The organism is Leisingera sp. M527 (assembly GCF_025141525.1).
Classification (GTDB): Bacteria; Pseudomonadota; Alphaproteobacteria; order Rhodobacterales; family Rhodobacteraceae; genus Leisingera.
In genome coordinates this window covers 2,484,622-2,508,869 of the sequence record NZ_CP081037.1, presented here as the reverse complement: position 1 = coordinate 2,508,869, position 24,248 = coordinate 2,484,622, and the positions used below count along the sequence as shown (strand labels likewise).

Below are 24,248 nucleotides of genomic sequence, written 5' to 3'. Positions count from 1 at the left end.
ACCTTTGAGGCTCAAAGCCGGGCAAACCGGCGGGGAGGACGCCGCATGCAGACCACAAACCCGTTTGAGAACGCGCCTGAGACAGCCCTGGAATGGCACCGTTCCGGTTCAGGCGCGGCGCTGGCCACTGTGGTGCAGACCTGGGGCTCGGCGCCGCGCCGCACCGGTTCGCAGCTGGTGGTCTCGGGAGATGGCAAGATCGAAGGCTCCGTCTCCGGCGGCTGCGTCGAGGGCGCCGTGGTGGCCGAAGCACTTGACGCACTGCAGGATGGCCGCCACCGTTTGCTGGAATACGGCGTCAGCGATGCGGACGCCTTTGCCGTGGGCCTCGCCTGCGGTGGCACCATCAAGGTGCTGGTGGAGCCGGTCGGCTCGGCGCTGCCCGCGGACCTGCTGCAGGAACTGGCAGAGGCCCGCGCCAACCGCACGCCCGCGGCCTATGAGGTGAACCTCGCCACCGGCGTCCGCCGCCTGGTCCGCGATGGATACCCCGACCGGATGCGCCTGGATCGCTCCGGCCTGGAAGAAGACGGCGAAACCTTTGTCGCTGTCCACAACCCGCCGCTGCGTCTGGTCTGCGTCGGGGCCGTACACATTACCCAAGCCTTGGTGCCGATGGCGCGGATCGCGGGGTATGACGTGGTGATCATCGACCCGCGCGCCGCCTTTGCCTCGCCGGAACGCTTCCCCGGCGAGACCCTGATGGATGACTGGCCGGACGAGGCGGTGGCAAAGCTCGGTCTCGACAGCCGTACTGCGCTGGTGCTGCTGACGCATGATCCGAAACTGGACGATCCGGCGCTGCAAGCGGCCCTGAAGGCAGATGTGTTCTACATCGGCGCGTTGGGATCGAAGAAAACACAAGCCGCCCGGGTGGCGCGGATGCAGGGCGCCGGCTTCAGCGCAAAGCAGATCAACTGCATCCACGGCCCTATCGGCCTTGATATCGGCGCTGCCGGTCCGGCGGAAATCGCCGTGTCCATTCTGGCCGAAATGACCGCCGTGCTGCGCGGTAAGCAGCCATGAGGTTCGGACCCGTCCCGCTGCAACAGGCCAAGGGCGCCATCCTCGCACATTCGCTGCAGGGGGGCAGCCGCAAGGTGGCCAAGGGCACGGTGCTGACTGCAGATGATCTCCAAGACCTCGCCGCAGCGGGGCATGAAACCCTGACCGTCGCCCGGCTCGACCCAGCCGATCTGCACGAGGACGCCGCCGCAGCAGCGCTTGGACATGCGCTGGTACCGGACCCCTCGGCGCAGGGTGTGCGCATTTCCGGCGCAGGTACGGGCCGGGTGAACCTCTATGCCGACCGCTCCGGTTTGGTGCGGCTGGACCGGGCCAAGCTGGAGGCCGTCAACGCGGCGGACCCGATGATCACCGTTGCCACCGTGCCGGACTATCACCGGGCGGACGCAGACGGGATGCTGGCCACGATCAAGATCATCTCTTATGGCGTCGCCGCCGACGCCATCCGCCGCGCCAGCGACGGCGCAGGGGATGCGATCCGGGTGCTGCCGCCGGTGTTCTCCTCTGCCACGCTGATTGAAACGCAGGTGACTGACGAGACGCCGCCGGACAAAGGCCGCGCTGCGATGGCAGGGCGCCTGCACCGGATGGGCATCCCCCTGTCGCCGCGCGTTGTGGTGCCGCACCGCGAGGACGCACTGGCAGAGGCCATCAGCCGGGCGCCGGGACAGCTGGTGCTGGTGCTGACCGGCTCGGCGACCTCCGACACTCACGATGTCGCACCTGAGGCTTTGCGCAAGACGGGCGGCAGCGTCACCCGGTTCGGAATGCCGGTCGACCCCGGCAACCTGCTGTTTCTGGGCAGCTTTCAGGACAGGCCTGTCATTGGCCTGCCGGGCTGCGCGCGCTCTCCGGCGCTCAACGGCGCCGACTGGGTGCTGGAGCGGGTGATCTGCGGCCTCCCGGTCACCTCTGCTGATATTGCCGCGATGGGCGTTGGCGGGCTGCTGAAGGAGATTCCCACCCGCCCGATGCCGCGCCGCGATGCAGAAGGTTGAATGCGGCGCTGCGGCACGTGATTTGTGACGCAAGGTCACAACCCTAGGCAGGCCCGTCTGACGCGAATTTTACCCCCGTTACCGCCCTGAAAACACTTCGCGGATGGCCCCGCCCGTGGTTAACTCCCCCCAGCCAGACAAAAACAAGCTAAAGGGAGGGTACTATGGCCAAGGTCTCAATGACCGTGAACGGCAAGGCTGCCAGCGGCGATGTGGAAGGGCGCACGCTGCTGTCCGCATTCCTGCGCGAGGAGCTGGGCCTGACCGGCACCCATGTGGGCTGCGACACCAGCCAGTGCGGCGCCTGCGTTGTGCATGTGGACGGCCAAGCGGTGAAAGCCTGCACCATACTGGCGCTGGAGGCCGAGGGGGCGCAGGTCGCCACCATCGAAGGGCAGGCCAATGCCGACGGCTCGCTGAACACAATCCAGCAGGCGTTCCAGGACCACCACGGGCTGCAATGCGGCTTTTGCACGCCGGGCATGGTGATGTCGGCAGCAGCGCTCTTGAAAGAGAACCCCAAGCCCACTGAGGCAGAGATCCGCCACTACCTTGAAGGCAACCTGTGCCGCTGCACCGGCTACCATAATATCGTCAAGGCGATCCTGGCGGCCTCGGGGCAGGATGTATCGGCGATTGCCGCCGAGTGACACCTCACGACCCCAGGCCGACAGGGAGCGGCCTGAGTTGAACAAGGAGTGATTACCAAGAGGTGCGCCACGGCAGCACCCTCCAGGGAGGAAGATCCAGACATGCCCAAGGACAATGACAGCGGCATCGGCGCCAGCCCCAAGCGGCGCGAGGACGTGCGGTTCCTGACAGGAGCCGGAAACTATACCGACGACATCAACGTACACGGCCAGGCCCATGTGCATTTCCTGCGCGCGGATGTGGCCCATGCAACCATCAATTCCATGGATACCAGTGCGGCTGAGGCAATGCCCGGCGTGGTGAAGATCTTCACCGGCGCCGATTTCGCCGAGGTCGGCGGCATTCCCTGCGGCTGGGGCGTGACCGACCGCCACGGCAACCCGCAGCAGGAGCCGCGCCACCCGATCATCGCCGACGGCACCATCCGCCACGTGGGCGAGATCGTCGCCGCAGTGGTGGCCGACACAGTCGAGCAGGCCCGCGACGCGGCAGAGGCTATTGAGCTGGACCTCAGCGACAAGCCCGCGGTGGTCAACATGGCCGCAGCATTGGCGGACGGCAGCACCAAGGTGCATGAGGATCTGATCTCAAACCTCTGTTATGACTGGGTGTTCGGCAATGATGACGATACTGCGGTGCAGGCGGCCTTTGACAGCGCCGCCCATGTGACGACGCTGGAGCTGGTCAACAACCGTCTGGTGGCCAACCCGATGGAGCCGCGTGTGGCCATCGGCGAATACAGCCGCGGCACCGATGAATACACGCTGCACACCACCAGCCAGAACCCGCATGTGATCCGCCTGCTGATGTGCGCCTTTGTGCTGGGCCTGCCGGAACATAAGGTCCGGGTGGTGGCCCCGGACGTGGGCGGCGGCTTTGGCTCCAAGATCTTCCACTATGCCGAGGAAGCCTTTTGCACCCATGCCGCCAAGGCCTGCGGGCGGGCGGTGAAATGGACCTCGACAAGGTCCGAGGCGTTCATCTCAGACGCGCATGGCCGTGATCACGTGTCCAAGATCGAATTGGCGCTGGACGCGGACAATAATTTCACCGCGCTGCGCACCAATACAATGGCCAATATGGGGGCGTATCTGTCGACCTTCTCCACCTCGGTGCCCAGCTATCTGCACGGCACCCTGATGGCGGGCAACTACAAGACGCCGGTGGTGCAGGTGAACGTGAAGACCGTGTTCACCAACACGGTGCCGGTGGATGCCTACCGCGGCGCCGGCCGGCCCGAGGCGACCTATCAGCTGGAGCGTGTCATCGACAAAGCCGCGCGCGAGCTTGGCGCCGACCCGATTGCCCTGCGGCGCCAGAACTTTATCACCGAATTCCCCTATGAAACCCCGGTGGCGCTGACCTATGACACCGGCGATTACGTGGCGACCATGGACAAGCTCGAGGAGGTCGCCGATGTGGCAGGTTTTGCCGCCCGCCGTGCGGCGAGCGAAGCCAAGGGCAAACTGCGCGGCTTTGGCGTCAACTGCTATATTGAGGCTTGCGGCATTGCGCCCTCCAACATTGTTGGCATGCTGGGCGCACGCGCTGGGCTTTATGATGCAGCCACCGTGCGGGTGAACGCCACCGGCACCATCAGTGTCTTTGTCGGTGCCCATAGCCACGGGCAAGGGCACGAGACGTCCTTTCCGCAGGTGGTGGCCGACATGATCGGCATTGATGAAAGCATGATCGACATCGTGCATGGCGACACCGGCAGGGTGCCGTTTGGCATGGGCACCTACGGGTCGCGCTCGATTGCGGTCTGCGGCTCGGCCATGGTGCGGGCAACCGAGAAGATCATCAATAAGGCCAAGAAGATCGCCGCCCATCTGATGGAGGCGTCCGATGCCGATATTGAGCTGAAGGACGGCCAGTTCACTGTTGCGGGCACTGACAAATCGGTGGCCTGGGGTGATGTCACCCTGACCGCCTATGTGCCCCATAACTACCCGCTGGAGGAGCTGGAGCCGGGACTGGAGGAGACCGCGTTTTACGACCCGGCCAACTTTACCTATCCGGCCGGCGCCTATGCCTGCGAGGTGGAGGTGGATCCCGACACCGGCAAGGTCAGCATCGAGCGCTTTGCGGCTGCCGATGATTTTGGCAATATCATCAACCCGATGATCGTTGACGGCCAGGTCCATGGCGGGCTGGGGCAGGGCATCGGCCAGGCGCTGTTGGAAAACGCCGCCTATGACGAAGACGGGCAATTGCTGTCGGCGTCTTACATGGACTACGCCATGCCGCGCGCCGATGATGTGCCGTTCTATCAGGTTGATCATTCTTGCCAGACGCCCTGCACCCACAATCCATTGGGCGTGAAGGGGTGCGGCGAGGCCGGGGCCATCGGATCGCCGCCAGCAGTGGTAAATGCGGTGGTGGATGCACTGCAGTCGGCAGGCAAGGATGTGACCCATATCGACATGCCGCTGTCGCCCGCCCGCGTTTGGGCGGCGATGCAGGGGTAGGGGATCATGGGGGCTCTGCCCCCAAACCCCCGGGATATTTCTAGCCAGAAGAAGAGCCTTGTGCGCTCTTTGGAAAGGAAACGAAGATGTATGAATTCGAGTTCGAAAAACCCGCGACCATAGCTGAAGCGGTGGCGGCGCTGGCGGATGAGGACGCGCAGGCGCTGGGCGGCGGGCAGACGCTGATCCCGACGCTGAAACAGCGGCTGGCGATGCCGTCGAAACTGGTGAGCCTGGCGGGCATAGAGGGGATGAAGGGTGTCAGCGGAGGTGACGGGATGCTGAGCATCGGCGGCGCCACCACCCATGCGGAGGTGGCCGAAGCTGCGGCAGATGCCTATCCGGCATTGGCAGCATTGGCGGGCCAAATCGGCGATCCGGCAGTCCGGAACCGCGGCACCATCGGCGGCTCATTGGCCAACAACGACCCCGCAGCCTGTTATCCGGCGGCGGCGCTGGGCAGCGGTGCAACGATTATGACCAACCGGCGCGAGATCACCGCGGATGACTATTTTCGCGGGCTGTTTGAGACCGCTTTGGAAGACGGCGAGATCATCACCGCGGTGCGCTTTCCGGTGCCGCAGAAGGCCAGTTATCAGAAGTTCCTGCAGCCGGCCTCGCGCTTTGCCTTGGTCGGGGTGTTTGCGGCGAAATATGCGGCGGGCGTACGGGTGGCGGTGATCGGCGCCTCAGAGGAGGGCGTATTCCGCTGGAATGAGGCCGAAGCCGCGCTGGATGCGGATTTTTCGCCGGAAGCGCTTGATGGACTCAGCGTGGATGCCGGCGGCATGATGGCGGACCTGCATGGCTCCAAAGCCTATCGCGCCCATCTGGTCGCGGTGATGGCCAAGCGCGCCGTGGCGGCGGCCGCTTAAGTTTTTGAACAAAGCAGGCACCGGGATGCCGGTGTCTGCCGAATGCGGCGGCTAGTGCCGCAGGTAGCCGGAGATTTCCTCCAGCAAGGTCTGGGTCTTGCCAGACAATTCGCGGATTTCGGTTGCGATAACCGCAAACCCCTTGCCCATATCGCCGATCCGCGCCGCCTCGATCGAGGCGTTGAAGGAGATGAACTTGATGTTGCGGCCAACCCCTTCGGCATTGGCGATGGTTGTGCGCATGTTCTGCTCGCGCTCTTCCTCGCGCTTCTTCTGGGCGTCGCATAAGGTCTGGACCATCTGGCTGAGAAAGCCGGAGACAGCTGGTTCCAGCCGGTAAAGGCAGAGGCCCGCAAGGTCCGGGATCCGGCGCACATTCTCCAGCGGGCCGCCCTCGGGCCGGGAGGTGGCGCTGTGCAGGGGGCCGAGCACGTCCAGGCAGGCTTGGCGCTTGGCTTCCAGATCCTTGGGCAGACTGTAGCTGCACTCCTGCAACAGGCTGTCCAGGCCGCTGCTGAGCATCGCATGAGCCGCCGCAATGCGCTGCACCGACAAGGTCAGAACCTCTGTGGCGCTGCCGCCATCCGCGCCCTTCGGATCCTGGGCCAGGGCCAGCAGCGACAGCGCGGCGATGCGGCTGGGGCCGACGGCCATGAAAGCGGTGTTCTGTACGTCGGATAAACTTTTCATGCCTGCACCTTAGTGACCATGAAGACCCTTCTACCGGGCAGGCGTTAAGGCAGCGCTAACTGCGATGGCTTTGGCAAAAGAAAAGCCCCGCAGCGGCACTGCGGGGCTGGATACCTGTCTTGAAGGCGGCCGGATTACTTGTTCGGCAGCGGGCCGATCATCATGATCATTTGACGGCCTTCCATCTTGGGCATGTTTTCGACCTTGCCCAATTCCTTGATATCTTCCGCAACCCGTTCCAAAAGCTCGCGGCCCAGGTTCTGGTGCGCCATCTCGCGGCCCCGGAAACGCAGGGTGACTTTCACCTTGTCGCCGTTCTCCAGGAACTTGTAGACGTTGCGCATTTTCACATCATAGTCATGAGTGTCCGTGTTGGGACGGAACTTGACCTCTTTGACCTCGATGATCTTTTGCTTCTTGCGGGCTTCGCTCTCGCGTTTCTGCTGTTCATATTTGAACTTGCCAAAGTCCATGATCTTGCACACGGGCGGGTTGGCATTGGGCGAGATTTCAACCAGATCCAATCCGGCCTCGGCGGCCATTTCCATGGCTCTGGCGGGGGTCACAACCCCTGCGTTATCGCCATCGGCGCCAATCAGGCGGATTTCGGAGGCACGGATTTTTTCGTTGACGCGCGGGCCGGTGTCGCGTTGCGGCGGCGCGTTATGAGGTCTGCGGGCTATGACTGCGATCCTTCTGTCATTGCAAAAAGTGCGGGAACGCTACTGCCCCCGCGCATGTGATTCAAGGCTTATAGGCGGTATGGCGGCAGGAAAGCCGCATTTCAAGGCCGCATATTGCAAATGGCCCTGAAAACAGGCGCAAACCCTGGCCGGACGGCAGCGTGGCGCTGCGGGACAGCATCCTGAAACGGTGGGAATGCGGCGGGGTTCCGCCAGTTGCGGGACCGGCCGGCGGCAGCTGGCCGCCCGTGATGCAGGCTTGGGAAACTTCCCCCTTGAGTGCTGCGCTGCCGCGCGCCATCTGGCAGGCAGATGCTGCGGATGGCGCGGCCAGACCGGCCAAGCCGGTTAACGGAAGGAGTGTATTATGAAACAGTTATTGATCCTGATTGCGCTGGGGGCTGCTGCCGTGGGCGGATATGTGCTGCTGAACGGCCAGAACGCGCAGGAGCCGGCACCTGCTGAGGCGCCGGCCGTGCAAGAAGAACAGAGCAGCACAGCGCCGGAAGCGGCAGACGAGAACAGCACGGCGCCGGCTGAGCAGGCGGTGGAAGATGCGGCGGACGCCGTTGAGGGTGCCATCGAATCCGGTGCCGAAGCTGCCGGCGCAGCTGTTGATGCGGTGCAGGATACCGTAAGCGAAGCCGCAGAAGCGGCGGCAGAAGCGGCAGGGGATGCGGTTGATGCAGCCCAGGGCACGGCGGGTGCTGCATCGGATGCCGTCCAGGACACCACTGACGCTGCCACCGATGCCGCCGCCGGCGTTGCGGATGACGCCGCGGAAGCTGCTGGTGCGGCAGTGGATCAGGCGGGCGAGGCTGCCACCGGCGCGGCAGAGACCGCTGCCGGCGCGGTTGAGGCCGCCCAGGACGCCGCATCCGAGGCGCTGGACAGTGCAGTCGGCACCGCACAGGAACTGCTGAACCAGCCCGGTCCGGCGGAAACCGAAAGCACTGCAGGCAGCGAGTGAGCCAGGTCGTAAGCTAAGCCAGGCCGCAAGGCACGAAACGCAACCGGCGGCAGACATCATGCCTGCCGCCGGACGTCTGCGGCCGGAATTTATTGCCGCGGATCAGTGGGGGCGGGCCTGCGCTTGCTGCGCAACACGGGCCATATGGTCCAGCGGGGCCTGGCCGCCGGGCTGCGGCTGCGGCGCCAGAAAGGCCAGGAACGTCTCCCAGCCGGCACTGTTGCCGCCTTGTTTGCGGGCGCGCTGGATTTGCAGCTGGGCAATACCAATCAGGTCCAGCGGCTTGACACCGTCGTAGGCGCTGCCGGTGATGGTGGCCAGATGGCTGCGGAACCGCTTGCCCATGGAATTCAGCAGCAGCATCGGCGAGGTCACCGGATGGCCGGCCTGCACCAACGCGTCAAACATCTCGTCAATGCCGCCCGGGGTAATGGCGCGCGCATCATAGCGGGCCTTGACGCCGGCAATCCGCTCGGGGACCGTCGGCTGCACCTGGCCGGGACGGGCCTGGAACCCTGCAACCGCTGCCTTGACGCGGGCTTTGCCTGCCTCTGTTCTGACGGACTGGAATACGGGCGGCTGCCCCGAAGTCAATTCGTTCTGCATGTCTTGCTGCTCCGTTCTGGATCTCAGCAACCGGAATACAGAATCATCCCCAACAAATGATAAACGGGAGGCGGCAGCCTCCCGTCAAAACAGTGTCAAAATCCGGGCAGCGCCCCTGGTGCGCCCGGTGCGGGATCAGTCGAGAAAGGCTTTTTCGACCACGAAATGCGCCGGTTTCGAATTGGCGCCTTCTTCCAGCCCATAGGTATTCTCGAACAGATCCTTGAGTTCCAGGTTGAACGCCAGGTTGCCGCAGATCATCGCGCGGTCGCTCTCCGGGTTCAGTGGCGGCACGCCAAGTTCCGCAAACGCCTCGCCCGAGCGCATCAGGTCGGTGATGCGGCCCATCTTCGGGCTCTCTTCGCGGGTGGTGGTCGGGTAATATTTGATCTTTTTCCAGAAACCTTCGCCGATCACCTCGTTCAGCAGCTCGTCTTCCTTCAGGCTCTCGATCAGTTCGCGGCCATAGGTCAGCTCACCCGCGGTGCGGCAGGTGTGGGTGATGATCACCTCGTCGTAATCCTCGTAGGTCTGCGGCTCGCGCAAGAGGGACGCAAAGGGCGCAAAACCGGTGCCGGTGGCAAAGAACCAGATCCGCTTGCCGGGCAGCAGCGCGTCATGCACCAGGGTGCCGACCGGCTTGGGGCGTAGGATGATCTCGTCGCCCGGCTGGATGTGCTGCAGGCGCGAGGTCAGCGGGCCGTCCTCGACCTTGATCGAGTAGAACTCCATTTCCTCGTCCCAGCTGGGCGAGGCGATGGAATAGGCGCGCAGCAGCGGCTTTACCTTGCCGGTCTTGGGGTCAGGATCGTTCATCAGTCCGATCATTACGAACTCGCCCGAGCGGAACCGCAGCGAGGCCGGGCGGGTCACCTTGAAGGAGAACAGCTTGTCGGTCCAGTGCTTCACTTGCGTGACGGTCTGGGCATCGGGCAGGGCGGGCTTTGCCTTTTCGGGCGCGGCGTTGGTTGCAATGTCGGTCACGGGTGTCATCTCATTCATCGGGTCCACTGCCGGAGGAGTAGCCGGCACCTCTGATTAGTCTTTGATACAGGTCAGGAAAACCCCTTGTTTTGCGAAACCGGCCCCGCGCAGGACGCAACGGAACCGGTCTGGCAAAGGTTTTCCCAGGCTCGGGAGGGCTGGCTTAGCGGGCAGCGGTGCTGCCGCGCAGGCGGGCCTGATAGCTGTGGTCTTTCCAGTTGGCGCGGGCCAGCCACTGGTCTTCGGGCTGGCGGGCGGCGAGGTCGTCAGACAGCTCCACCTCGTCAAAGCCGGAGCGGCGGGCCATGGCGTATTGATCGGCAATCACATGGCCAAAGGCGCGCAACCGGCCCTCATAGCCCTTCAGCCGCAGCTGGCGGGCCAAGGTAAAGCCGCGGCCGTCGGCAAAGCTGGGGAAGCTGATCCTCACCAGCTCCACACCGTCCAGGGATACGTCGTTCAGATTGGCGTCGGAGGCCAGCTCCAGCACGTCTGCGCCCTCAAAGCCGGTGGTCCAGTCGTCGCGGGCAAAGCCCGTGTCGGTCACGATAACAGTCATCTCACTCACGCTCCTGTGCGTACCATTTGGCCGTCCACCACGTGGATGCCGCATTCTTCCTTGTTTTCCCCGCGCCACCGGCCGGCGCGCGGGTCTTCGCCTTCCTTGACCGGGCTGGTGCAGGGCGCGCAGCCGATCGACGGATAACCCTTGGCCACCAGCGGGTGGCGGGGCAGGCGGTTTTCATCCATATAGGCGCGCACGTCTTCGGGCGCCCAATGGGCCAGCGGGTTGATCTTGAGCCGCCCGGTTGATCCTCCTGGGCCGTCCTCGACCTCGAAAAACTCCAGCGCGGCGCGGGTGCCGGCCTGGAACCGTTTGCGGCCCGTAATCCAGCCGTCATAGCCCGCCAGCGCCTTTTGCAGCGGCACGGTCTTGCGCAGGGTGCAGCAAGCATCCTTGTCGCTGAACTTCAGGGCCCCATAGGGGTCCTTTTCGGCGATGTCGTCGGCGCGGATGATGCGCACATTACGCAGGCCCAGCCGCTCGCTCACCTCCTGCTGGTAGATCAGTGTCTCGGTGAACAGCAGTTCGGTGTCCACGAACACAACCGGCGTCATCGGGTCGATGATCGCGGCCATGTGCAGCAGCACCACGGATTCCGCGCCGAAAGAGGAAACCAGAGCGATATGCCCCGCGTCCTGTAAGGCGCCCTGCATCACCGAGGTGGCCGAATGGTGGCGGAAGCGCGCATTCAGCGCCTCCGCCTTGGCGGCCAGCTCCCGGTCCCGGGGGCTGACAGGCTCCCCGGCGGGTTTGTTTCCGGCTGTGTGGAACATGGGTCAGGCGACCTTTTTCTGGGCCTCGGGATAAAGCGCTGCCTTGAACGGCTCCATGCCGATCCGGCGGTAGGTCTCAAGGAAGGTTTCCTCAGACCCCTCACGCTGGGCCATGTAGACCTCAACAATGCGCTCTACTGCGGGCACGATCTCGTCATAGGCAAAGCCGGGACCGGTGCGGGTGCCGATGGCCGCCGTCTCAGTCGCGTCGCCGCCCAGGGTGATCTGGTAGTTCTCCACCCCTGCACGGTCCAGGCCCAGGATGCCGATATGGGCAACATGGTGGTGGCCGCAGGCGTTGATGCAGCCGGAGATCTTGATCTGCAGATGGCCGATGTCGTGCTCCATCTTCAGCTCGTCAAAGCGGGTTGCAATCTCCTGCGCCACGGGAATCGAGCGGGCGGTTGCCAGCGCGCAATAGTCCATGCCCGGGCAGGCGATGATATCCGAGATCAGGCCGATGTTGGCGGTGGCCAGGCCGTTTGCCTTCAGCGTGGCGTGGATCGCGGGCAGGTCGTTCTTGTGGACATGCGGCAGGATCACGTTCTGCTGGTGGCTGATGCGCAGCTCGTTATAGGCGTATTGCTCGCCCAGATCCGCCATTACCCGCATCTGCTCGGCAGTCGCGTCGCCCGGGGTTGCCCCGTGCGCCTTGATCGAGATGGTCACGATGGCGTGGTCGCCCTTGCGGTGTTCGGCCAGATTGGTGTCGGCCCAGGCGCGGAACACCGGGTCGTTTGCGTAAGCCGTGTCAAACGCTTCCGTGGAACCGGAGCGGAACTCCGGCGCCTGGAAATGCGTCTTGATCTCTTCCAGCTGCTGCTGGTCGGTGCCGTCGTACTGGCCGCGGATCGCCATAAAGGCCTCCTCGGTCATCGCGCGGTAGGTGTCGATGCCGTTCTCAGAGACGGTGATTTTGATGCGGGCTTTGTACTTGTTGTCGCGCCGTCCCAGCACGTTATAGACGGTCAGAACCGACTCCAGATAGGGCAGCAGATCCGCCTGCGGCAGGAATTCGCGCAGCACCTGGCCGATCATCGGGGTGCGGCCGAGGCCCCCGCCGACGACGACCCTGAAGCCGGTCTTGCCGTCCTGTTCCACCACCTGCAGGCCCACGTCATGCGCCTTGATCACCGCGCGGTCGTTGCTGCTGCCGGTGATGGCGATCTTGAACTTGCGGCCCAGGAACTGGAATTCCGGGTGGTCGGTGGACCACTGGCGGATCAGCTCGGCATAGGGGCGGGGGTCGGTCAGCTCATCCGCGGCGGCACCGGCGAAATGGTCGGCGGTGGTGTTGCGGATGGTGTTGCCCGAGGTCTGGATGGCGTGCAGGCCGGCCTCACCCAGCGCGTCCAGCATATCCGGAATGTCGCGCAGTTTCGGCCAGTTGTACTGGATGTTCTGGCGGGTGGTGAAATGGCCATACCCCTTGTCCCACTTTTCCGCCAGCAGCGCCAGGGTGCGCATCTGGGCGGAATTCAGGGTGCCATAAGGCACCGCGACCCGCAGCATATAGGCGTGCAGCTGCAGGTATACGCCGTTCATCAGGCGCAGCGGCTTGAACTCGTCCTCGGTGAGAGAGCCGTCGATGCGGCGCTCGACCTGGGCGCGGAACTGGGCGTTGCGTTCCGCCAGGAAGGCTTCGTCGAACTCGTTGTACTTATACATTGGCTTCAGCCTCCTGCTTGCCATGGAAGTAGTTCGAGGGACCGGTGCGGCGGAAGTCCTCGCGGAAATGGGTCGGCTCGGGACCGTTCGGCCCAGCCTTGGCATCGGCCAGATAGGCGCCGACGATGCGGATGTTCTGCTTTTCCGCGTCCAGCAGGCGCAACGGCGCGACGGCCTCGTCGGTGATCAGCTCAGCCGATGCCATGTCACGGGTCCAGCTGTCGTCAGCGGTGAAATAGATCACGTCGCCTTCGAGCAAGTCGTTGGCGGTGATGACTTTGGGGGTAAAGGCGCGGGCCATTATGCAAGCTCCGTTTTAAGGTCGTTCAGGGCGGCGGCCGCTTTGCGCGGTGCAAGACCCAGGAAGGTGAGGGCCGGGCCGTCAAAACCAGCCGCATCAAGGTCGGCAGGCAGACGGTCCAGATTGGTTTCCAGCACCCGCTGTTCAGGGCGCGAGGCGTTCTCGACAATGGTCACCGGCGTGGCGCGGTCCGCACCGTGCATGATCAGGCGGCCCTGTACGAAGCGGGCGGATTTCTTGCCCATGTACACTGCGGCCACCTCGCCCGGACGCGCCAAGGCGGCCCAGTCGTGATCGGCAAAGCCGGTCATCGCGTGGCCGGTGATGAAGCGCACGGATGTGTTGCGCCCGCGCTGCGTCAGGCTTTGGCCGATGCCGGCCACGGCAGCCGACGCAGCGGTGATGCCGGGGATGATCTGCGTGGCGATGCCAGCCTCTTCGCAGGCGGTCAGCTCTTCATCCAGGCGGGCAAAGATGGTGGGGTCGCCAGCCTTCAGCCGCAGCACCTTTTTACCGGCCTGGGCATGGGCGACCAGCCGCGCGTTGATCTCGTCCTGACTGACCTGCGCACCAAAGCCTTCCTTGCCGACATTTTCCAGCACCGCTTGCGTGCCGGCCAGCGCCATGATCTCATCGCTGACCAGACGGTCATAAAGAATGACATCCGCCTCCTGCAGCGCGCGCAGGGTTTTGACGGTCAAAAGGTCCGCATCGCCGGGGCCGGAGCCTGCAAAGACAACCTGGCCCGCAACCATACAAGCCATGCTGCCGCGGGTGTAAGCGGTGGCGTTGGCGGCAGGTATATTATGTGCAGGCATCTTGGCGGCCTCTCCAGTGTGTTTGACTTGAGGTTAGATATAGGAAATATTCCCGGTATTGCGCTATATGCCTGCGGAAATAAGAACACTGGTTTTACCGAAAAGAGACATTGGGCCGATTGGTCCTCACAATAGGAGAAAACAGGAATGACGGTGCGGATCGACGCCACTGACCGGAAAATTCTGGCTGAACTGCAGCGCGACGCTGGCCAGTCGCTGGACGAAATCGCCCGTCAGGTGGGCTCCTCCAAGACCCCGGTGTGGAATCGCATCCGCAAGCTGAAGGAGGCTGGTGTGATCGGCCAGCAAACGGTGCTGCTGGATGCCGAGGCGCTGGGGTTCGAGGCCTGTTTCTTTGTTCTCATCCGCACCTCCGAGCATGAGGCGGACTGGCAGGCTAAGTTCCTGCAAGCGCTGCGCGACCGCCCCGAGGTGCAGGAGGCCCACCGGCTTGCGGGCGACATCGACTATATCCTGAAAGTCCGGGTGCAGAATGCGCGCGCCTATGATGTTTTTTATCAGGCGTTGATTGCCGAGGTGCGGGTGCATAATGTGACGGCGCTGTTGTCGATGGAGGAGATCAAATCGACAACGATGCTGCCGCTGCAACCCTAAGGACTTGGGTATTTAAGACCAGAAAGAAGCAGGGAGGCCGGAAAGAAGCAGGGAGGATGGTCTGCTTCTTTCTGGTCCGAAAATACCCCGGGGTTTGGGGCAGAGCCCCATATTAAGCGTGCGTTTGGGGCAGAGCCCCATGTTAAACATGCGTTTGGGGCAGAGCTCCACGTCAGACCGTAACCAGCAACTGGGTCAACCCGTGGAAGTGGTAGGTATTTGAATACTCCGGCGCTGCCGCCAGTTTCAGATCCGGGCAGCGGCCGAACAGGATCGGCAGGGCAATCTGCATTTCCAGCCGCGCCAGCGGGGCGCCGACGCAGAAATGCAAGCCGCCGCCAAAGCTTTTGTTCACTTTGGGCGGGCGGGCCGGGTTGAAGCGGTCCGCGTCGTCCAGTGCCGCCGGGTCGCGATTGGCGGCGGCCAGCAGCAAGGCCACCTGATCGCCGCGCTGGAAGGTGTGGCCGAAGACCTCGGCCTCCTCATAGGCGTAGCGGGTAAACATATGCAGCGGCGGGTCATAGCGCAGAATCTCCTCTACCAGCCCGTCAATGCCATCGGGCGCCAGCCACGCCGGGTCCCAGCCCTGCTGCAGCATGGTTTTCACACCGTTACCCAGGGAGTGCACGGTAGCCTCGTGGCCTGCATTCAGCAACAAGATGCAGGTGCCGATCAGCTCATCCGTTGACAGCTTGTCGCCTTCCTCCTCAGCCGCGATCAGCCGGGTGATCAGGTCGTCGCGGGGATCGTTGCGGCGCTCATCGATGTAGCTGCGCAGGAACTCCGTGAACTGTTGCGAGGCCTTGGCGGCGGCGTGTTCGGTCTCTTCGGTGCGCGACGCCTGATACATCGCCACCATCCTGTGGGACCAGTCCAGCAACCGCGGCGCCATGTCCTCGGGCACGCCCAGCAGGCGGCAGATGGTGATCACCGGCACCTGGGTGCAATAGGCCTCCAACAAGTCGAAGGGCTGGTCCGGGAAAGCGTCGATCAGCTGGTGGCACAAATCCTTGATACCTGGTTCCAGCGCCGCGATCTCGCGCGAGGTGAAGGCGCGCAGCACCAGCCGGCGCAGGCGGGTGTGGCGGGGCGGCTCGGCGTCCAGCAATGAGTGCGCTTCAACCGCCAGAAAAGGGGCGAGATGGGCGGGGCCTTCTGTCCGCATCTCTTCCGGCATCTCGCGGCCGAAGCGGCGGTCGCGCAGCAGCATATGCACGGCGGAATGGCCAAAGGCGGCAACCATGCCGTAGTCCTGCCAATGGTGCAGCTGGCCCTGGATCTGGGCAGCGGCGTAGAACGGGTGGGGGTCCTGAACAAAGGCCGGATCGGTGGGGGATTGGATTAAAGTCTTCATATACCGGTTGTTGCCGTTGCATCTGGTCAATGCAAGGGCCGCTTTGATAACGTGCCGCAATGAAAACACAGCAATTCCTTCGCTGGAGCCTGCCTGCCGGGTTCCTGTTGGCCGTGGCGGCATTGGCGCTGATGGTCTGGTCTTATGGCTACCGTCAGGCGCTGGACAGCCTGGCTGAGCGCAGCGCGGCGGATCTGGCCTTGGCGTCGGACCGGGTCAGCACCCAGCTGCAGGTCTATCAGGAACTGGCGGTGCTGACCGCCGGACACCCGGCACTGGCGGATTTGTCCACGCCTGGCGCGCGCGTGGCGGCGGCGGAGCTGCTGCGCGCGGTTGCCGATAAAACCGCGGCGCTGGACGTGTTTTTTGCTGCCGCAGACGGCCGGGTGCTGGCGGCAGCCGAAGGGGTGTCCGGCGCGGATGTCTCGAGGCAGGCGTATTTCACCCGCGCCATGCAAGGGGCCATGGGCACCGGCCACGCGGTATTGCAGCCGGGCGGGCGGCGGGCCTATTTCTATGCCGCGCCAGTGTTTCAGCCTGGTGGTGTGCGCGGGGCGCTGGTGGTTGCAGCGGATGTGAATGACGTGGAGCAGACCTGGCGCGGCTCGCTGCCGGCGGTATTCTTTACCGGCATGAGCGGCGAGGTGTTTATTTCCAACCGGTCCGAATTGCTGTTCTGGCAGCGCGGCGCGGCGGGGGAAACCCCGCGTGTCACCGGCAGGGACGGCTATGCAGGGCATGAAATCTGGAGTCTTGAGGGCAGCCCCTATTTGCCCGGCCGCGCACTGCATCTTTCAGTGGATTTGCCGCTGATTGGGATGACAGGCGAAATTCTGGTGGATGTGGCACCTGCCCGGCGGATCGCAGCCTTGCAGGCGGCGGCGCTGGCGGCGGTGTGCCTGGCTCTGGGCGCCATGCTGTTCATCGTGATGGAGCGCCGCCGCACCCTGGCCGAGGCTAATGCGGTGCTGGAAAGCCGGGTGGAAAAACGGACCAAGGCCTTGTCTCTGGCCAATGACCGGCTGCGCCGCGAGGTGGGCGAGCGCGAGGAAGCCGAAGCCGCCCTGAAACGCGCCCAGGAGGATCTGGTGCAGGCGGGCAAACTGTCCGCTTTGGGGCAGATGTCGGCGGGCATCAGCCATGAATTGAACCAGCCGCTGATGGCGATCCAGCAATATGCCGAAAACGGCGCCGCCTTTCTGGAGCGGGGCAAGGCGGAGCGCACTGGCGAAAACCTGGGCCGGATCGCCGACATGGCGGTGCGGATGGCGCGGATCATCAAGAACTTGCGCGCCTTTGCCCGCAATGAAAGCGAGCCGATGGGACAGGTCGATCTGGTGCAGGTGATCAAAACGGCAGTGGAGCTGACCGCGCCGCGGCTGAAAGCAGATCATATAGATCTGCGCTGGGATGAGGCGGCCCATGCTGCGCCGGTGCCGGCCTGGGGCGGCGAGGTGCGGCTGACCCAGGTGTTTGTGAACCTGATCAACAACGCGGCGGATGCGATGCAAGGGCAATTGGAGAAGGTGATCTCAATCTCTGTCGAAAGCGGCCCGCGGCTGCAGGTGCGGGTGCAGGACAGCGGCCCCGGCATCAAGGAGCCGGAAAAGATGTTCGAGCCGTTTTATTCCACCAAGGCGGTGGGCAGTTCGGAAGGCATGGGGTTGGGGCTGTCGATCTCATACGGGTTGGTGCAAAGCTTTGGCGGTAACATCCGCGGAGCCAACACCGGCGGCGGTGCGGTGTTCACAGTGGAACTGGAGCCATGGCGCGAGGGCGCGGAGAAGGGAGATGCCGCATGACCCGCAAGGTGCTGCTGGTGGATGACGACGCGGCGGTGCGCGAGGCGCTGGCGCAGACCTTGGAGCTGAACGATCTGGAGGTGGTCGCCTGCGGCTCGTTTGTGGCGGCCAAGGATCACATTACTCCGGCGTTCGGCGGCATCATCGTGTCGGACATCCGGATGCCGGGGCGGGACGGGTTTCACCTGCTGGACTATGCCCGCAGCATGGATGAGGAATTGCCGGTGGTGCTGCTGACCGGCGAGGGCGACATTCCGATGGCGGTGAAGGCGATGTCGCAGGGGGCGTTCGATTTCCTGGAAAAACCCTGCGCCGCAGCCGATTTCCTGCCGGTGCTGGAACGCGCCCTAAAGACCCGCGCGCTGGTGCTGGAAAACCGGCGGCTGAAGCATCAGCTGGAGACCGGCGATCCGGCGGCGCGGCTGTTGTTCGGCACCTCGCCCCAGGCCATGGAAATGCGCCAGCGGGTGCGCGCGGTGGCGCCGACGGGGGCGGAGGTGCTGGTCACCGGCGCGCCGGGCAGCGGTATTTCCAAAGTGGCGGAGGTCATTCACCTGATGTCGCCTGCGGGGCAGGGGCCGTTTGTGAAACGCCCCGCCGCCGGGCTGGCCGCAGAGACGGTGGCGGAGCTGTGCCAGGATGCGGCGGGCGGCTCGCTGTTTCTGGACGAGCTGCAGGCGCTGCCCGAAGCGGCGCAATTTGCGCTGCTGGCGCAATTGGAACAGGGCAGCGGGGTGCGGATCATTGCGGGTTCCAGTGCTGGTCTGGCGGATAAGGTGCAGGCCGGCGGATTCAGTCCGGACCTGTTTTACCGGCTGGATGTGATGCGGGTGCGGATCCCCTCACTGGCCGAACGCCCCGGCGATATTCCGGTATTGTTCCGTCACTATGTGGCCCAGGCGGCAGAGCAGGCGGGGATCGAGGTGCCGGAGATTTCGCAGGGCCACCTGGCAGCTCTGATGGCGCAGGACTGGCCGGGCAATGCGCGATCCTTGATGTCGGCGGCAATGCGGTTTGTGCTGGGCATGCCGGAAGAGGCCGCCGCAGCGGCAGGGCTGGGTCTGGCGGAGCAGATGGCGCAGGTCGAGCGCTCGCTGCTGATTGCGGCGCTGGGCCGGGCCAATGGCCGCGCGGCTGCGGCCGCGGAAGCGTTGAGGCTGCCGCGCAAGACGTTTTATGACAAGCTGGCCCGCTATGGCATCCGGCCCGAGGACTACCGCCGCTGAGGGCGCTGGCGGCCGGGGTCTTGCGGTTCGTTCTGTCCGGCGCTGAAACCGGGGTAGTCAAGGAGGCGGCGCCGCCGGAAACCCCGGAAGGGGGCATGGGGGCGGAGGGAGGACGGGGGGTAAGCCCATGTCCGCTGAAGCCTTCGTTCGGGACGCCCCTGCACCCGATGAAGAGGTGGTCTTGGGGCCCTGTGGTCTCCTGTTGGTGTGGGGTGTCAGACCGCACCGGTGTCGCGACAGGTCAAAGTATCGCAGGACCGGGTTAAGGCCGGGCAAGCGGGGCGTACGCAGGGGGGCAACACCCCGGCGGGCGGCGTGCGGCGGATAGGGAGGATGCCTCCGGCGGGAGTATTTTTGAAAAGATGAAGGGGCGGCGATTCTCCCGGCAGAATTGTCTGGCGCTAACATTTGTGCGAAATTCCGCACAAAGCCGGAAGCGCCCTGTGCGGGATTCCGCACAGCTTTTGACGCACCCCACCTGGAAGCGCTTGGAATTTCCGGTAAGCCATTGCTGGAAAGCGGAAAAAACTGACGGATGATGAGTTCCGAATCAATTCTTGAGCGGATTCTCGCAACTTGGGATGCTCTGGGCGGGCTTCAGCTATGCGCTGAATGCAACATCGGATTTAGAGATGATTTTTCTGGGAGGAAAAGACCATGAAATTCCTGACCACCGCCGCCACCGCAATGGCACTGACCGTCACCGCAGGCGCTGCAAGTGCTGCCTGCGACGACGGCGAGATCGTGGTGAAGTTCAGCCATGTCACCAACACCGACAAGCACCCCAAGGGGATTGCCGCCTCGCTGCTGGAGAGCCGCGTGAACGAAGAGATGAACGGCACCATGTGCATCGAGGTCTATCCGAACTCGACGCTGTACAATGACAACAAGGTGCTGGAAGCGATGCTGCAGGGCGACGTGCAGCTGGCCGCGCCGTCCTTGTCGAAGTTTGAGAAGTTCACCAAGCAGTTCCGCCTGTTCGACCTGCCGTTCATGTTCAAGAACATCGACGCGGTGGATGCGTTCCAGGGGTCCGAAACCGGCCAGGAGATGCTGGATTCCATGCAGCGCCGCGGTCTGCAGGGGCTGGCCTATTGGCACAACGGCATGAAGCAGATGTCGGCGAACAAGCCGCTTGTCGAGCCCACGGATGCCAATGGGCTGAAGTTCCGGGTGCAGTCCTCGGACGTGCTGGTGGCGCAGATGGAAGCCATCGGCGGCTCGCCCCAGAAGATGGCATTCTCGGAAGTCTACGGCGCGCTGCAGCAGGGGGTTGTGGACGGGCAGGAAAACACCTGGTCCAACATCTACGGCAAGAAGTTTTTTGAGGTGCAGGACGGTGTGACCGAGACCAACCACGGCGCGCTGGACTATCTGGTGGTGACCTCCGTGGACTGGCTGGACAGCCTGGACCCGGCGGTGCGCGACCAGTTCCTGACCATTCTGAATGAAGTCACCGCGACCCGCAACGCCGAGTCGACCAAGGTGAACGGCGAGGCGCGCCAGGCGATCATCGATGCCGGCGGTGTGGTGCGTGAGCTGACGCCCGAGCAGCGTGCGGCTTGGGTCGAGGCGATGAAGCCGGTCTGGGAGAAATTCGCTGGCGACGTCGGCCAGGAGAAGATCGACGCGGCGCAAGCCATCAACGCAGGCCTGTAAGTCAGGCCCGTATCCGGGAGGCCCGCATCGGGGCCTCCTGACTGCAGGCGGCGCGGGGATCCGCTGCCTGCACCCCTTTTCCGCAAAATTTGGGAGGCAGCCATGGCGGGGTCCAGAACCGGCCCGAGCGGGCTTATCAACGCACTCGAAGAAACTCTGATCGCGATCCTGCTGGGGCTGATGACGGCAATAACATTTGCCAATGTCATCGCGCGGTTTGTGTTCAATTCCAACATTTTATGGGCGCTGGAGCTGACCGTGTTCCTGTTTGCCTGGCTGGTGCTTTTGGGCGCGTCTTATGCGGTGAAAGCCCATGCGCATCTGGGCGTTGATGCCATCGTCAACATGCTGGCGCCGGGCGCGCGCCGCGCGGTGGGCTTGTTTGCCGCCGCCTGCTGCATCGTGTTCTCGTTGCTGCTGCTGAAAGGCGCTTATGACTATTGGGCGGTGTTTGCGGATCTGCCGCCGACCTCGGGGCGCTGGTTCCCGACCGGGTTTGACATGAAGGCACGCAGCCAGAGTTTTTACGAAGTGCAGGATGTGCCGATGGTGGCGGTCTTCAAGTTTCTTGAGGACCTGATCAACTACGGCGATTCCTACGAGAAACTGCCGAAAGTGGTGCCGTATGTGGTGCTGCCGGTGTCGATGCTGCTTTTGGTGTTCCGCTTTGTTCAGGCGGCGTTCCAGATCGCGCGCGGTGATGTGGACCGGCTGGTCGCCAGCCATGAAGTGGAAGATGAGCTGGACGCCGTGCGGGCGCAGCGCGGGGAGCATGACTGATGGAAGTGGTAATTCTCTTTGCTATGGTGATCGGCCTGTTGCTGATCGGGGTGCCGATTGCGGTGTCGCTGGGTCTCAGCTCGACGATTTTCCTGCTGATCTACTCCGACAGTTCACTGGCGAGCGTCGCGGGCACGCTGTTTGAAGCCTTTGAGGGGCATTTCACCCTGCTGGCGATCCCGTTCTTCATTCTGGCATCGTCGTTCATGACCACGGGCGGCGTGGCGCGGCGGATCATCCGGTTTTCGATTGCCTGTGTCGGCCATCTGCCGGGCGGGCTGGCTATTGCGGGCGTCTTTGCCTGTATGCTGTTTGCAGCGCTTTCGGGGTCGTCGCCTGCAACTGTGGTGGCCATTGGTTCCATTGTGATCGCTGGCATGCGCGAGGTGGGCTACTCCAAGGAGTTCGCGGCAGGCGTGATCTGTAACGCAGGGACGCTTGGCATCCTGATCCCGCCGTCGATTGTGATGGTGGTCTATGCAGCCGCGGTTGAGGTTTCCGTCGGCCGGATGTTCCTGGCCGGCGTCATTCCGGGTCTGATGGCCGGGCTGATGCTGATGGTGACCATCTATGTGATGGCCAAGGTCAAGAACCTGCCCAAGGGCGAGTGGAAGGGCTGGGGCGAGATCTTTGAGTCGGCGCGGGATGCGGGCTGGGGGTTGTTCCTGATCGTGATCATTCTGGGCGGCATCTATGGCGGCATCTTTACTCCGACCGAGGCGGCGGCGGTGGCGGCGGTCTATGCTTTCTTTATCGCCAGTTTTGTCTACAAGGACATGGGACCGCTGTCGAATGGTGAGGGCAAGGCAAAGACGCCGCTTTTGCGCAAGCCTTATGCACTGCTGACAGCGTTCCTGCACAGCGATACCAAGCACACGCTGTTCGAGGCGGGTAAATTGACCGTGACGCTGCTGTTTGTGATTGCCAATGCGCTGATCCTGAAACATGTGCTGACCGATGAGCAGGTGCCGCAGCAGATTGCAACGGCAATGCTGTCGGCAGGCTTTGGCCCGGTGATGTTCCTGATCGTGGTCAATGTGATCCTGCTGATCGGCGGCCAGTTCATGGAGCCTTCGGGCCTGCTGGTCATCGTTGCACCGCTGGTGTTCCCGATTGCGATTGAGCTGGGCATTGATCCCATCCATCTGGGCATCATCATGGTGGTGAACATGGAGATCGGCATGATTACCCCTCCGGTTGGCCTGAACCTGTTTGTGACCTCGGGCGTGGCGGGGATGCCGATGATGGGGGTGGTGCGGGCGGCGCTGCCATTCCTCGCGGTGCTCTTTGTTTTCCTGATCATGATCACCTATATCCCCTGGCTGTCCACTGTTTTGCCAAATGCGGTGATGGGGCCGGAGATCATAACCAAGTAAGGCATTGCAGAAAAGAAAACGGCGCCCGGTTGTTCGGGCGCCGTTTTGCGTTCTGCGGCAAAATTCTTCGAAGAATTTTGCCAAGAAAATTCGAATTTTCTTGGCTCAGGCGGTTTCCAGCGCGGTGATGATCGGGGAGAAATCCGCGGCCTTGAGACTGGCGCCGCCTACAAGTGCTCCATCGACATTGGAGACAGCAAAGATCTCACGTGCGTTCGATGGCTTGACCGAGCCGCCGTAGAGCAGGCGGATGGCCTCTGCGGTCCCGGCCCCGAAGCGGGTGGTGAGTTCGGCGCGCAGGAAGTTGTGCACTTCGGAAATTTGCTCAAGCGTCGGCACTTTGCCGGTGCCGATGGCCCAGACCGGTTCGTATGCCACAACGGTGTTTTTGCCGGTGGCAGAGGCCGGGACGGAACCTGCAAGCTGAGTGCCAACCACCTTCAGCGTGTCGCCGCCTTCGCGCTCGGACAAGGTTTCACCGATGCAGATCACCGCAGTGAGGCCTTCTGCGAGGGCGGCTTCGGCTTTGGTGCAGATCTGGGCGTCAGTTTCGCCGTGGTCGGCGCGGCGCTCGGAATGGCCGAGGATCACGGCGGAGGCGCCGGCGTCTTTCAGCATGGCAGCTGACAGATCGCCGGTGTAGGCGCCGGAGGCGTTTGCGTGGCAGTCCTGGCCGCCGATGGCGACGGCGCTGCCTTTGGCGATGTCGGCTGCGCGCGACAGCAGAGTTGCCGGCGGGCAGATCAGGATGTCCGCAGCCGGGCCGGCATGGCTTTCGGCCAGGGCTGCCAATTCACCCAGGCTGTCGCCGGTGCCGTTCATTTTCCAGTTGCCTGCTGCCAGTTTCCGCCGCATGGGGGATGCCTCCGATCCTCGTTATGTGGGCGTGACAGGTAACACCAGCGGCGGAGTGGCGCAATTCGCTTGGCCGGGGACCGGCCACAAAAAGGACGGGGAAGACCCCGCCCGCTGATTGCGTCCCGCCTGGACAGGATCAGGCGCCGGGCAGTTCCTTGAAGCTGATCGATTCGCCGCAGCCGCAGGCATCCGCGACATTGGGGTTGTTGAACTTGAACCCGCTTTCCAAGAGCGTCACCTCATAGTCGATTTCGGTGCCGAAGAGGAACATCTGCGCCATCGGCGCGATCAGTATGCGGGCGCCGTCCTGTTCCACCACTTCATCGTTGGCAGAGGGTTCGTTGACGTATTCCATGGTGTATTCCATGCCCGCACAGCCGCCTTTCTTGACGCCGATGCGCAGGCCAGCATGGCCGTCCTTGGCCATCAGCCTGGCGATCTGCGCTGCTGCCTTGGGCGTCATGGTCACAGCTTGTTTGCCGGGAATGCCGAACATGGG

General features: G+C 63.5%; 24 protein-coding genes. 12 read left to right on the top strand and 12 right to left on the bottom strand.

Translation table 11 applies throughout. From position 1 onward, the window contains the following. Nucleotides 1-45 precede the first annotated feature (45 nt). The 5 genes from K3555_RS12545 (at nucleotide 46) to K3555_RS12525 (ending at nucleotide 6,021) form a co-directional block, all read left to right on the top strand. Complete coding sequence (locus K3555_RS12545) at nucleotides 46-1,026, top strand: XdhC family protein (protein WP_260005410.1); 981 nt, start codon at nucleotides 46-48, stop codon at nucleotides 1,024-1,026. Further along, entirely contained in the window at nucleotides 1,023-2,024 is a 1,002-nt protein-coding gene (locus K3555_RS12540) for a molybdopterin-binding protein (protein ID WP_260005408.1), read from the top strand. The genes K3555_RS12545 and K3555_RS12540 overlap by 4 nt, the downstream gene beginning before the upstream one ends. 164 nt (nucleotides 2,025-2,188) lie before the next feature. Beyond that, entirely contained in the window at nucleotides 2,189-2,674 is a 486-nt protein-coding gene (locus K3555_RS12535) for a (2Fe-2S)-binding protein (RefSeq protein ID WP_260005406.1), read from the top strand. Between the two features lie 102 nt (nucleotides 2,675-2,776). Beyond that, nucleotides 2,777-5,146, top strand: coding sequence for a xanthine dehydrogenase family protein molybdopterin-binding subunit (locus K3555_RS12530; RefSeq protein ID WP_260005405.1), 2,370 nt, complete (start codon nucleotides 2,777-2,779; stop codon nucleotides 5,144-5,146). Between the two features lie 86 nt (nucleotides 5,147-5,232). Beyond that, nucleotides 5,233-6,021, top strand: coding sequence for a xanthine dehydrogenase family protein subunit M (locus tag K3555_RS12525; RefSeq protein WP_260005404.1), 789 nt, complete (start codon nucleotides 5,233-5,235; stop codon nucleotides 6,019-6,021). Between the two features lie 51 nt (nucleotides 6,022-6,072). On the opposite strand, the gene K3555_RS24825 is transcribed toward K3555_RS12525, so the two are convergent. Continuing rightward, nucleotides 6,073-6,711 carry a methyl-accepting chemotaxis protein gene (locus tag K3555_RS24825; protein WP_311199981.1) on the bottom strand — a complete coding sequence of 213 codons (639 nt, stop codon included), beginning with the start codon at nucleotides 6,709-6,711 and terminating at the stop codon, nucleotides 6,073-6,075. Nucleotides 6,712-6,845: 134 nt separating this feature from the next. Further along, nucleotides 6,846-7,394, bottom strand: coding sequence for a translation initiation factor IF-3 (gene infC / locus K3555_RS12515; protein WP_027258497.1), 549 nt, complete (start codon nucleotides 7,392-7,394; stop codon nucleotides 6,846-6,848). A 367-nt stretch (nucleotides 7,395-7,761) separates the two neighbouring features. On the opposite strand from infC, the gene K3555_RS12510 reads away from it, so the two are divergent. Then, nucleotides 7,762-8,364, top strand: coding sequence for a hypothetical protein (locus tag K3555_RS12510; protein ID WP_260005403.1), 603 nt, complete (start codon nucleotides 7,762-7,764; stop codon nucleotides 8,362-8,364). A gap of 102 nt (nucleotides 8,365-8,466) precedes the next feature. Here K3555_RS12510 and K3555_RS12505 read toward each other — a convergent pair whose 3' ends face one another. The 7 genes from K3555_RS12505 to cobA all read right to left on the bottom strand — a co-directional run bounded on the left by K3555_RS12505 (nucleotide 8,467) and on the right by cobA (nucleotide 14,016). After that, entirely contained in the window at nucleotides 8,467-8,970 is a 504-nt protein-coding gene (locus tag K3555_RS12505) for a hypothetical protein (RefSeq protein ID WP_260005402.1), read from the bottom strand. Nucleotides 8,971-9,105: 135 nt separating this feature from the next. Beyond that, complete coding sequence (locus tag K3555_RS12500; RefSeq protein WP_259985381.1) at nucleotides 9,106-9,972, bottom strand: ferredoxin--NADP reductase; 867 nt, start codon at nucleotides 9,970-9,972, stop codon at nucleotides 9,106-9,108. A gap of 145 nt (nucleotides 9,973-10,117) precedes the next feature. Continuing rightward, nucleotides 10,118-10,513, bottom strand: coding sequence for a DUF934 domain-containing protein (locus K3555_RS12495; protein ID WP_260005401.1), 396 nt, complete (start codon nucleotides 10,511-10,513; stop codon nucleotides 10,118-10,120). A 5-nt stretch (nucleotides 10,514-10,518) separates the two neighbouring features. Beyond that, nucleotides 10,519-11,292, bottom strand: a complete 774-nt coding sequence (locus K3555_RS12490) for a phosphoadenylyl-sulfate reductase (RefSeq protein WP_260005400.1) — start codon at nucleotides 11,290-11,292, stop codon at nucleotides 10,519-10,521. Nucleotides 11,293-11,295: 3 nt separating this feature from the next. Continuing rightward, the gene (locus tag K3555_RS12485) at nucleotides 11,296-12,960 is read right to left on the bottom strand and encodes a nitrite/sulfite reductase (RefSeq protein WP_260005399.1); all 1,665 of its coding nucleotides are present in this window, start codon (nucleotides 12,958-12,960) and stop codon (nucleotides 11,296-11,298) included. Beyond that, nucleotides 12,953-13,261 carry a DUF2849 domain-containing protein gene (locus K3555_RS12480; RefSeq protein WP_260005398.1) on the bottom strand — a complete coding sequence of 103 codons (309 nt, stop codon included), beginning with the start codon at nucleotides 13,259-13,261 and terminating at the stop codon, nucleotides 12,953-12,955. The genes K3555_RS12485 and K3555_RS12480 overlap by 8 nt, the downstream gene beginning before the upstream one ends. Continuing rightward, the gene (cobA, locus tag K3555_RS12475) at nucleotides 13,261-14,016 is read right to left on the bottom strand and encodes a uroporphyrinogen-III C-methyltransferase (protein WP_260008537.1); all 756 of its coding nucleotides are present in this window, start codon (nucleotides 14,014-14,016) and stop codon (nucleotides 13,261-13,263) included. Before cobA ends, K3555_RS12480 begins: the two co-directional genes overlap by 1 nt. Nucleotides 14,017-14,226: 210 nt before the next feature. On the opposite strand from cobA, the gene K3555_RS12470 reads away from it, so the two are divergent. Further along, nucleotides 14,227-14,694 carry an Lrp/AsnC family transcriptional regulator gene (locus K3555_RS12470; protein ID WP_027258505.1) on the top strand — a complete coding sequence of 156 codons (468 nt, stop codon included), beginning with the start codon at nucleotides 14,227-14,229 and terminating at the stop codon, nucleotides 14,692-14,694. 172 nt (nucleotides 14,695-14,866) lie between these two features. Here the strand turns inward: K3555_RS12470 and K3555_RS12465 are convergent, their stop codons facing one another. Then, nucleotides 14,867-16,048 carry a cytochrome P450 gene (locus tag K3555_RS12465; RefSeq protein WP_260005397.1) on the bottom strand — a complete coding sequence of 394 codons (1,182 nt, stop codon included), beginning with the start codon at nucleotides 16,046-16,048 and terminating at the stop codon, nucleotides 14,867-14,869. Nucleotides 16,049-16,107: 59 nt separating this feature from the next. Here K3555_RS12465 and K3555_RS12460 point away from each other — a divergent pair, with 59 nt between their 5' ends. The 5 genes from K3555_RS12460 to K3555_RS12440 all read left to right on the top strand — a co-directional run bounded on the left by K3555_RS12460 (nucleotide 16,108) and on the right by K3555_RS12440 (nucleotide 22,891). Continuing rightward, complete coding sequence (locus K3555_RS12460) at nucleotides 16,108-17,850, top strand: ATP-binding protein (protein WP_260005395.1); 1,743 nt, start codon at nucleotides 16,108-16,110, stop codon at nucleotides 17,848-17,850. Then, nucleotides 17,847-19,076: a sigma-54 dependent transcriptional regulator gene (locus K3555_RS12455; protein ID WP_260005394.1), complete on the top strand. Its 1,230-nt coding sequence runs from the start codon at nucleotides 17,847-17,849 to the stop codon at nucleotides 19,074-19,076. Before K3555_RS12460 ends, K3555_RS12455 begins: the two co-directional genes overlap by 4 nt. Before the next feature lie 657 nt (nucleotides 19,077-19,733). Continuing rightward, entirely contained in the window at nucleotides 19,734-20,735 is a 1,002-nt protein-coding gene (locus K3555_RS12450) for a DctP family TRAP transporter solute-binding subunit (RefSeq protein ID WP_259993864.1), read from the top strand. A gap of 102 nt (nucleotides 20,736-20,837) precedes the next feature. Next, a complete protein-coding gene (locus K3555_RS12445) occupies nucleotides 20,838-21,515 on the top strand; it encodes a TRAP transporter small permease (RefSeq protein WP_260005392.1) in 678 nt (225 codons plus the stop codon). Then, nucleotides 21,515-22,891 carry a TRAP transporter large permease gene (locus tag K3555_RS12440; protein ID WP_259985338.1) on the top strand — a complete coding sequence of 459 codons (1,377 nt, stop codon included), beginning with the start codon at nucleotides 21,515-21,517 and terminating at the stop codon, nucleotides 22,889-22,891. The genes K3555_RS12445 and K3555_RS12440 overlap by 1 nt, the downstream gene beginning before the upstream one ends. Nucleotides 22,892-22,996: 105 nt before the next feature. Here K3555_RS12440 and tpiA read toward each other — a convergent pair whose 3' ends face one another. Both tpiA and K3555_RS12430 read right to left on the bottom strand, forming a co-directional pair. Continuing rightward, nucleotides 22,997-23,746: a triose-phosphate isomerase gene (gene tpiA / locus K3555_RS12435; protein WP_260005390.1), complete on the bottom strand. Its 750-nt coding sequence runs from the start codon at nucleotides 23,744-23,746 to the stop codon at nucleotides 22,997-22,999. Between the two features lie 139 nt (nucleotides 23,747-23,885). Then, entirely contained in the window at nucleotides 23,886-24,245 is a 360-nt protein-coding gene (locus K3555_RS12430; RefSeq protein WP_129371313.1) for an iron-sulfur cluster assembly accessory protein, read from the bottom strand. Nucleotides 24,246-24,248 lie beyond the last annotated feature (3 nt).

Excerpts from the sequence above, each read along its gene's own strand:
- K3555_RS12455 (WP_260005394.1), top strand. The coding sequence starts at position 17,847 with ATGACCCGCAAGGTGCTGCTGGTGGATGACGACGCGGCGGTGCGCGAG.
- K3555_RS12460 (WP_260005395.1), top strand. The coding sequence starts at position 16,108 with ATGAAAACACAGCAATTCCTTCGCTGGAGCCTGCCTGCCGGGTTCCTG.
- cobA (WP_260008537.1), bottom strand. The coding sequence starts at position 14,016 with ATGGTTGCGGGCCAGGTTGTCTTTGCAGGCTCCGGCCCCGGCGATGCG.
- K3555_RS12545 (WP_260005410.1), top strand. The coding sequence starts at position 46 with ATGCAGACCACAAACCCGTTTGAGAACGCGCCTGAGACAGCCCTGGAA.
- K3555_RS12440 (WP_259985338.1), top strand. The coding sequence starts at position 21,515 with ATGGAAGTGGTAATTCTCTTTGCTATGGTGATCGGCCTGTTGCTGATC.
- K3555_RS12480 (WP_260005398.1), bottom strand. The coding sequence starts at position 13,261 with ATGGCCCGCGCCTTTACCCCCAAAGTCATCACCGCCAACGACTTGCTC.
- K3555_RS12525 (WP_260005404.1), top strand. The coding sequence starts at position 5,233 with ATGTATGAATTCGAGTTCGAAAAACCCGCGACCATAGCTGAAGCGGTG.
- K3555_RS12505 (WP_260005402.1), bottom strand. The coding sequence starts at position 8,970 with ATGCAGAACGAATTGACTTCGGGGCAGCCGCCCGTATTCCAGTCCGTC.
- K3555_RS24825 (WP_311199981.1), bottom strand. The coding sequence starts at position 6,711 with ATGAAAAGTTTATCCGACGTACAGAACACCGCTTTCATGGCCGTCGGC.
- K3555_RS12500 (WP_259985381.1), bottom strand. The coding sequence starts at position 9,972 with ATGAATGAGATGACACCCGTGACCGACATTGCAACCAACGCCGCGCCC.
- K3555_RS12485 (WP_260005399.1), bottom strand. The coding sequence starts at position 12,960 with ATGTATAAGTACAACGAGTTCGACGAAGCCTTCCTGGCGGAACGCAAC.
- K3555_RS12510 (WP_260005403.1), top strand. The coding sequence starts at position 7,762 with ATGAAACAGTTATTGATCCTGATTGCGCTGGGGGCTGCTGCCGTGGGC.
- K3555_RS12540 (WP_260005408.1), top strand. The coding sequence starts at position 1,023 with ATGAGGTTCGGACCCGTCCCGCTGCAACAGGCCAAGGGCGCCATCCTC.
- K3555_RS12535 (WP_260005406.1), top strand. The coding sequence starts at position 2,189 with ATGGCCAAGGTCTCAATGACCGTGAACGGCAAGGCTGCCAGCGGCGAT.
- K3555_RS12450 (WP_259993864.1), top strand. The coding sequence starts at position 19,734 with ATGAAATTCCTGACCACCGCCGCCACCGCAATGGCACTGACCGTCACC.
- tpiA (WP_260005390.1), bottom strand. The coding sequence starts at position 23,746 with ATGCGGCGGAAACTGGCAGCAGGCAACTGGAAAATGAACGGCACCGGC.
- K3555_RS12430 (WP_129371313.1), bottom strand. The coding sequence starts at position 24,245 with ATGTTCGGCATTCCCGGCAAACAAGCTGTGACCATGACGCCCAAGGCA.
- K3555_RS12490 (WP_260005400.1), bottom strand. The coding sequence starts at position 11,292 with ATGTTCCACACAGCCGGAAACAAACCCGCCGGGGAGCCTGTCAGCCCC.
- K3555_RS12495 (WP_260005401.1), bottom strand. The coding sequence starts at position 10,513 with ATGACTGTTATCGTGACCGACACGGGCTTTGCCCGCGACGACTGGACC.
- K3555_RS12445 (WP_260005392.1), top strand. The coding sequence starts at position 20,838 with ATGGCGGGGTCCAGAACCGGCCCGAGCGGGCTTATCAACGCACTCGAA.
- K3555_RS12465 (WP_260005397.1), bottom strand. The coding sequence starts at position 16,048 with ATGAAGACTTTAATCCAATCCCCCACCGATCCGGCCTTTGTTCAGGAC.
- K3555_RS12470 (WP_027258505.1), top strand. The coding sequence starts at position 14,227 with ATGACGGTGCGGATCGACGCCACTGACCGGAAAATTCTGGCTGAACTG.
- K3555_RS12530 (WP_260005405.1), top strand. The coding sequence starts at position 2,777 with ATGCCCAAGGACAATGACAGCGGCATCGGCGCCAGCCCCAAGCGGCGC.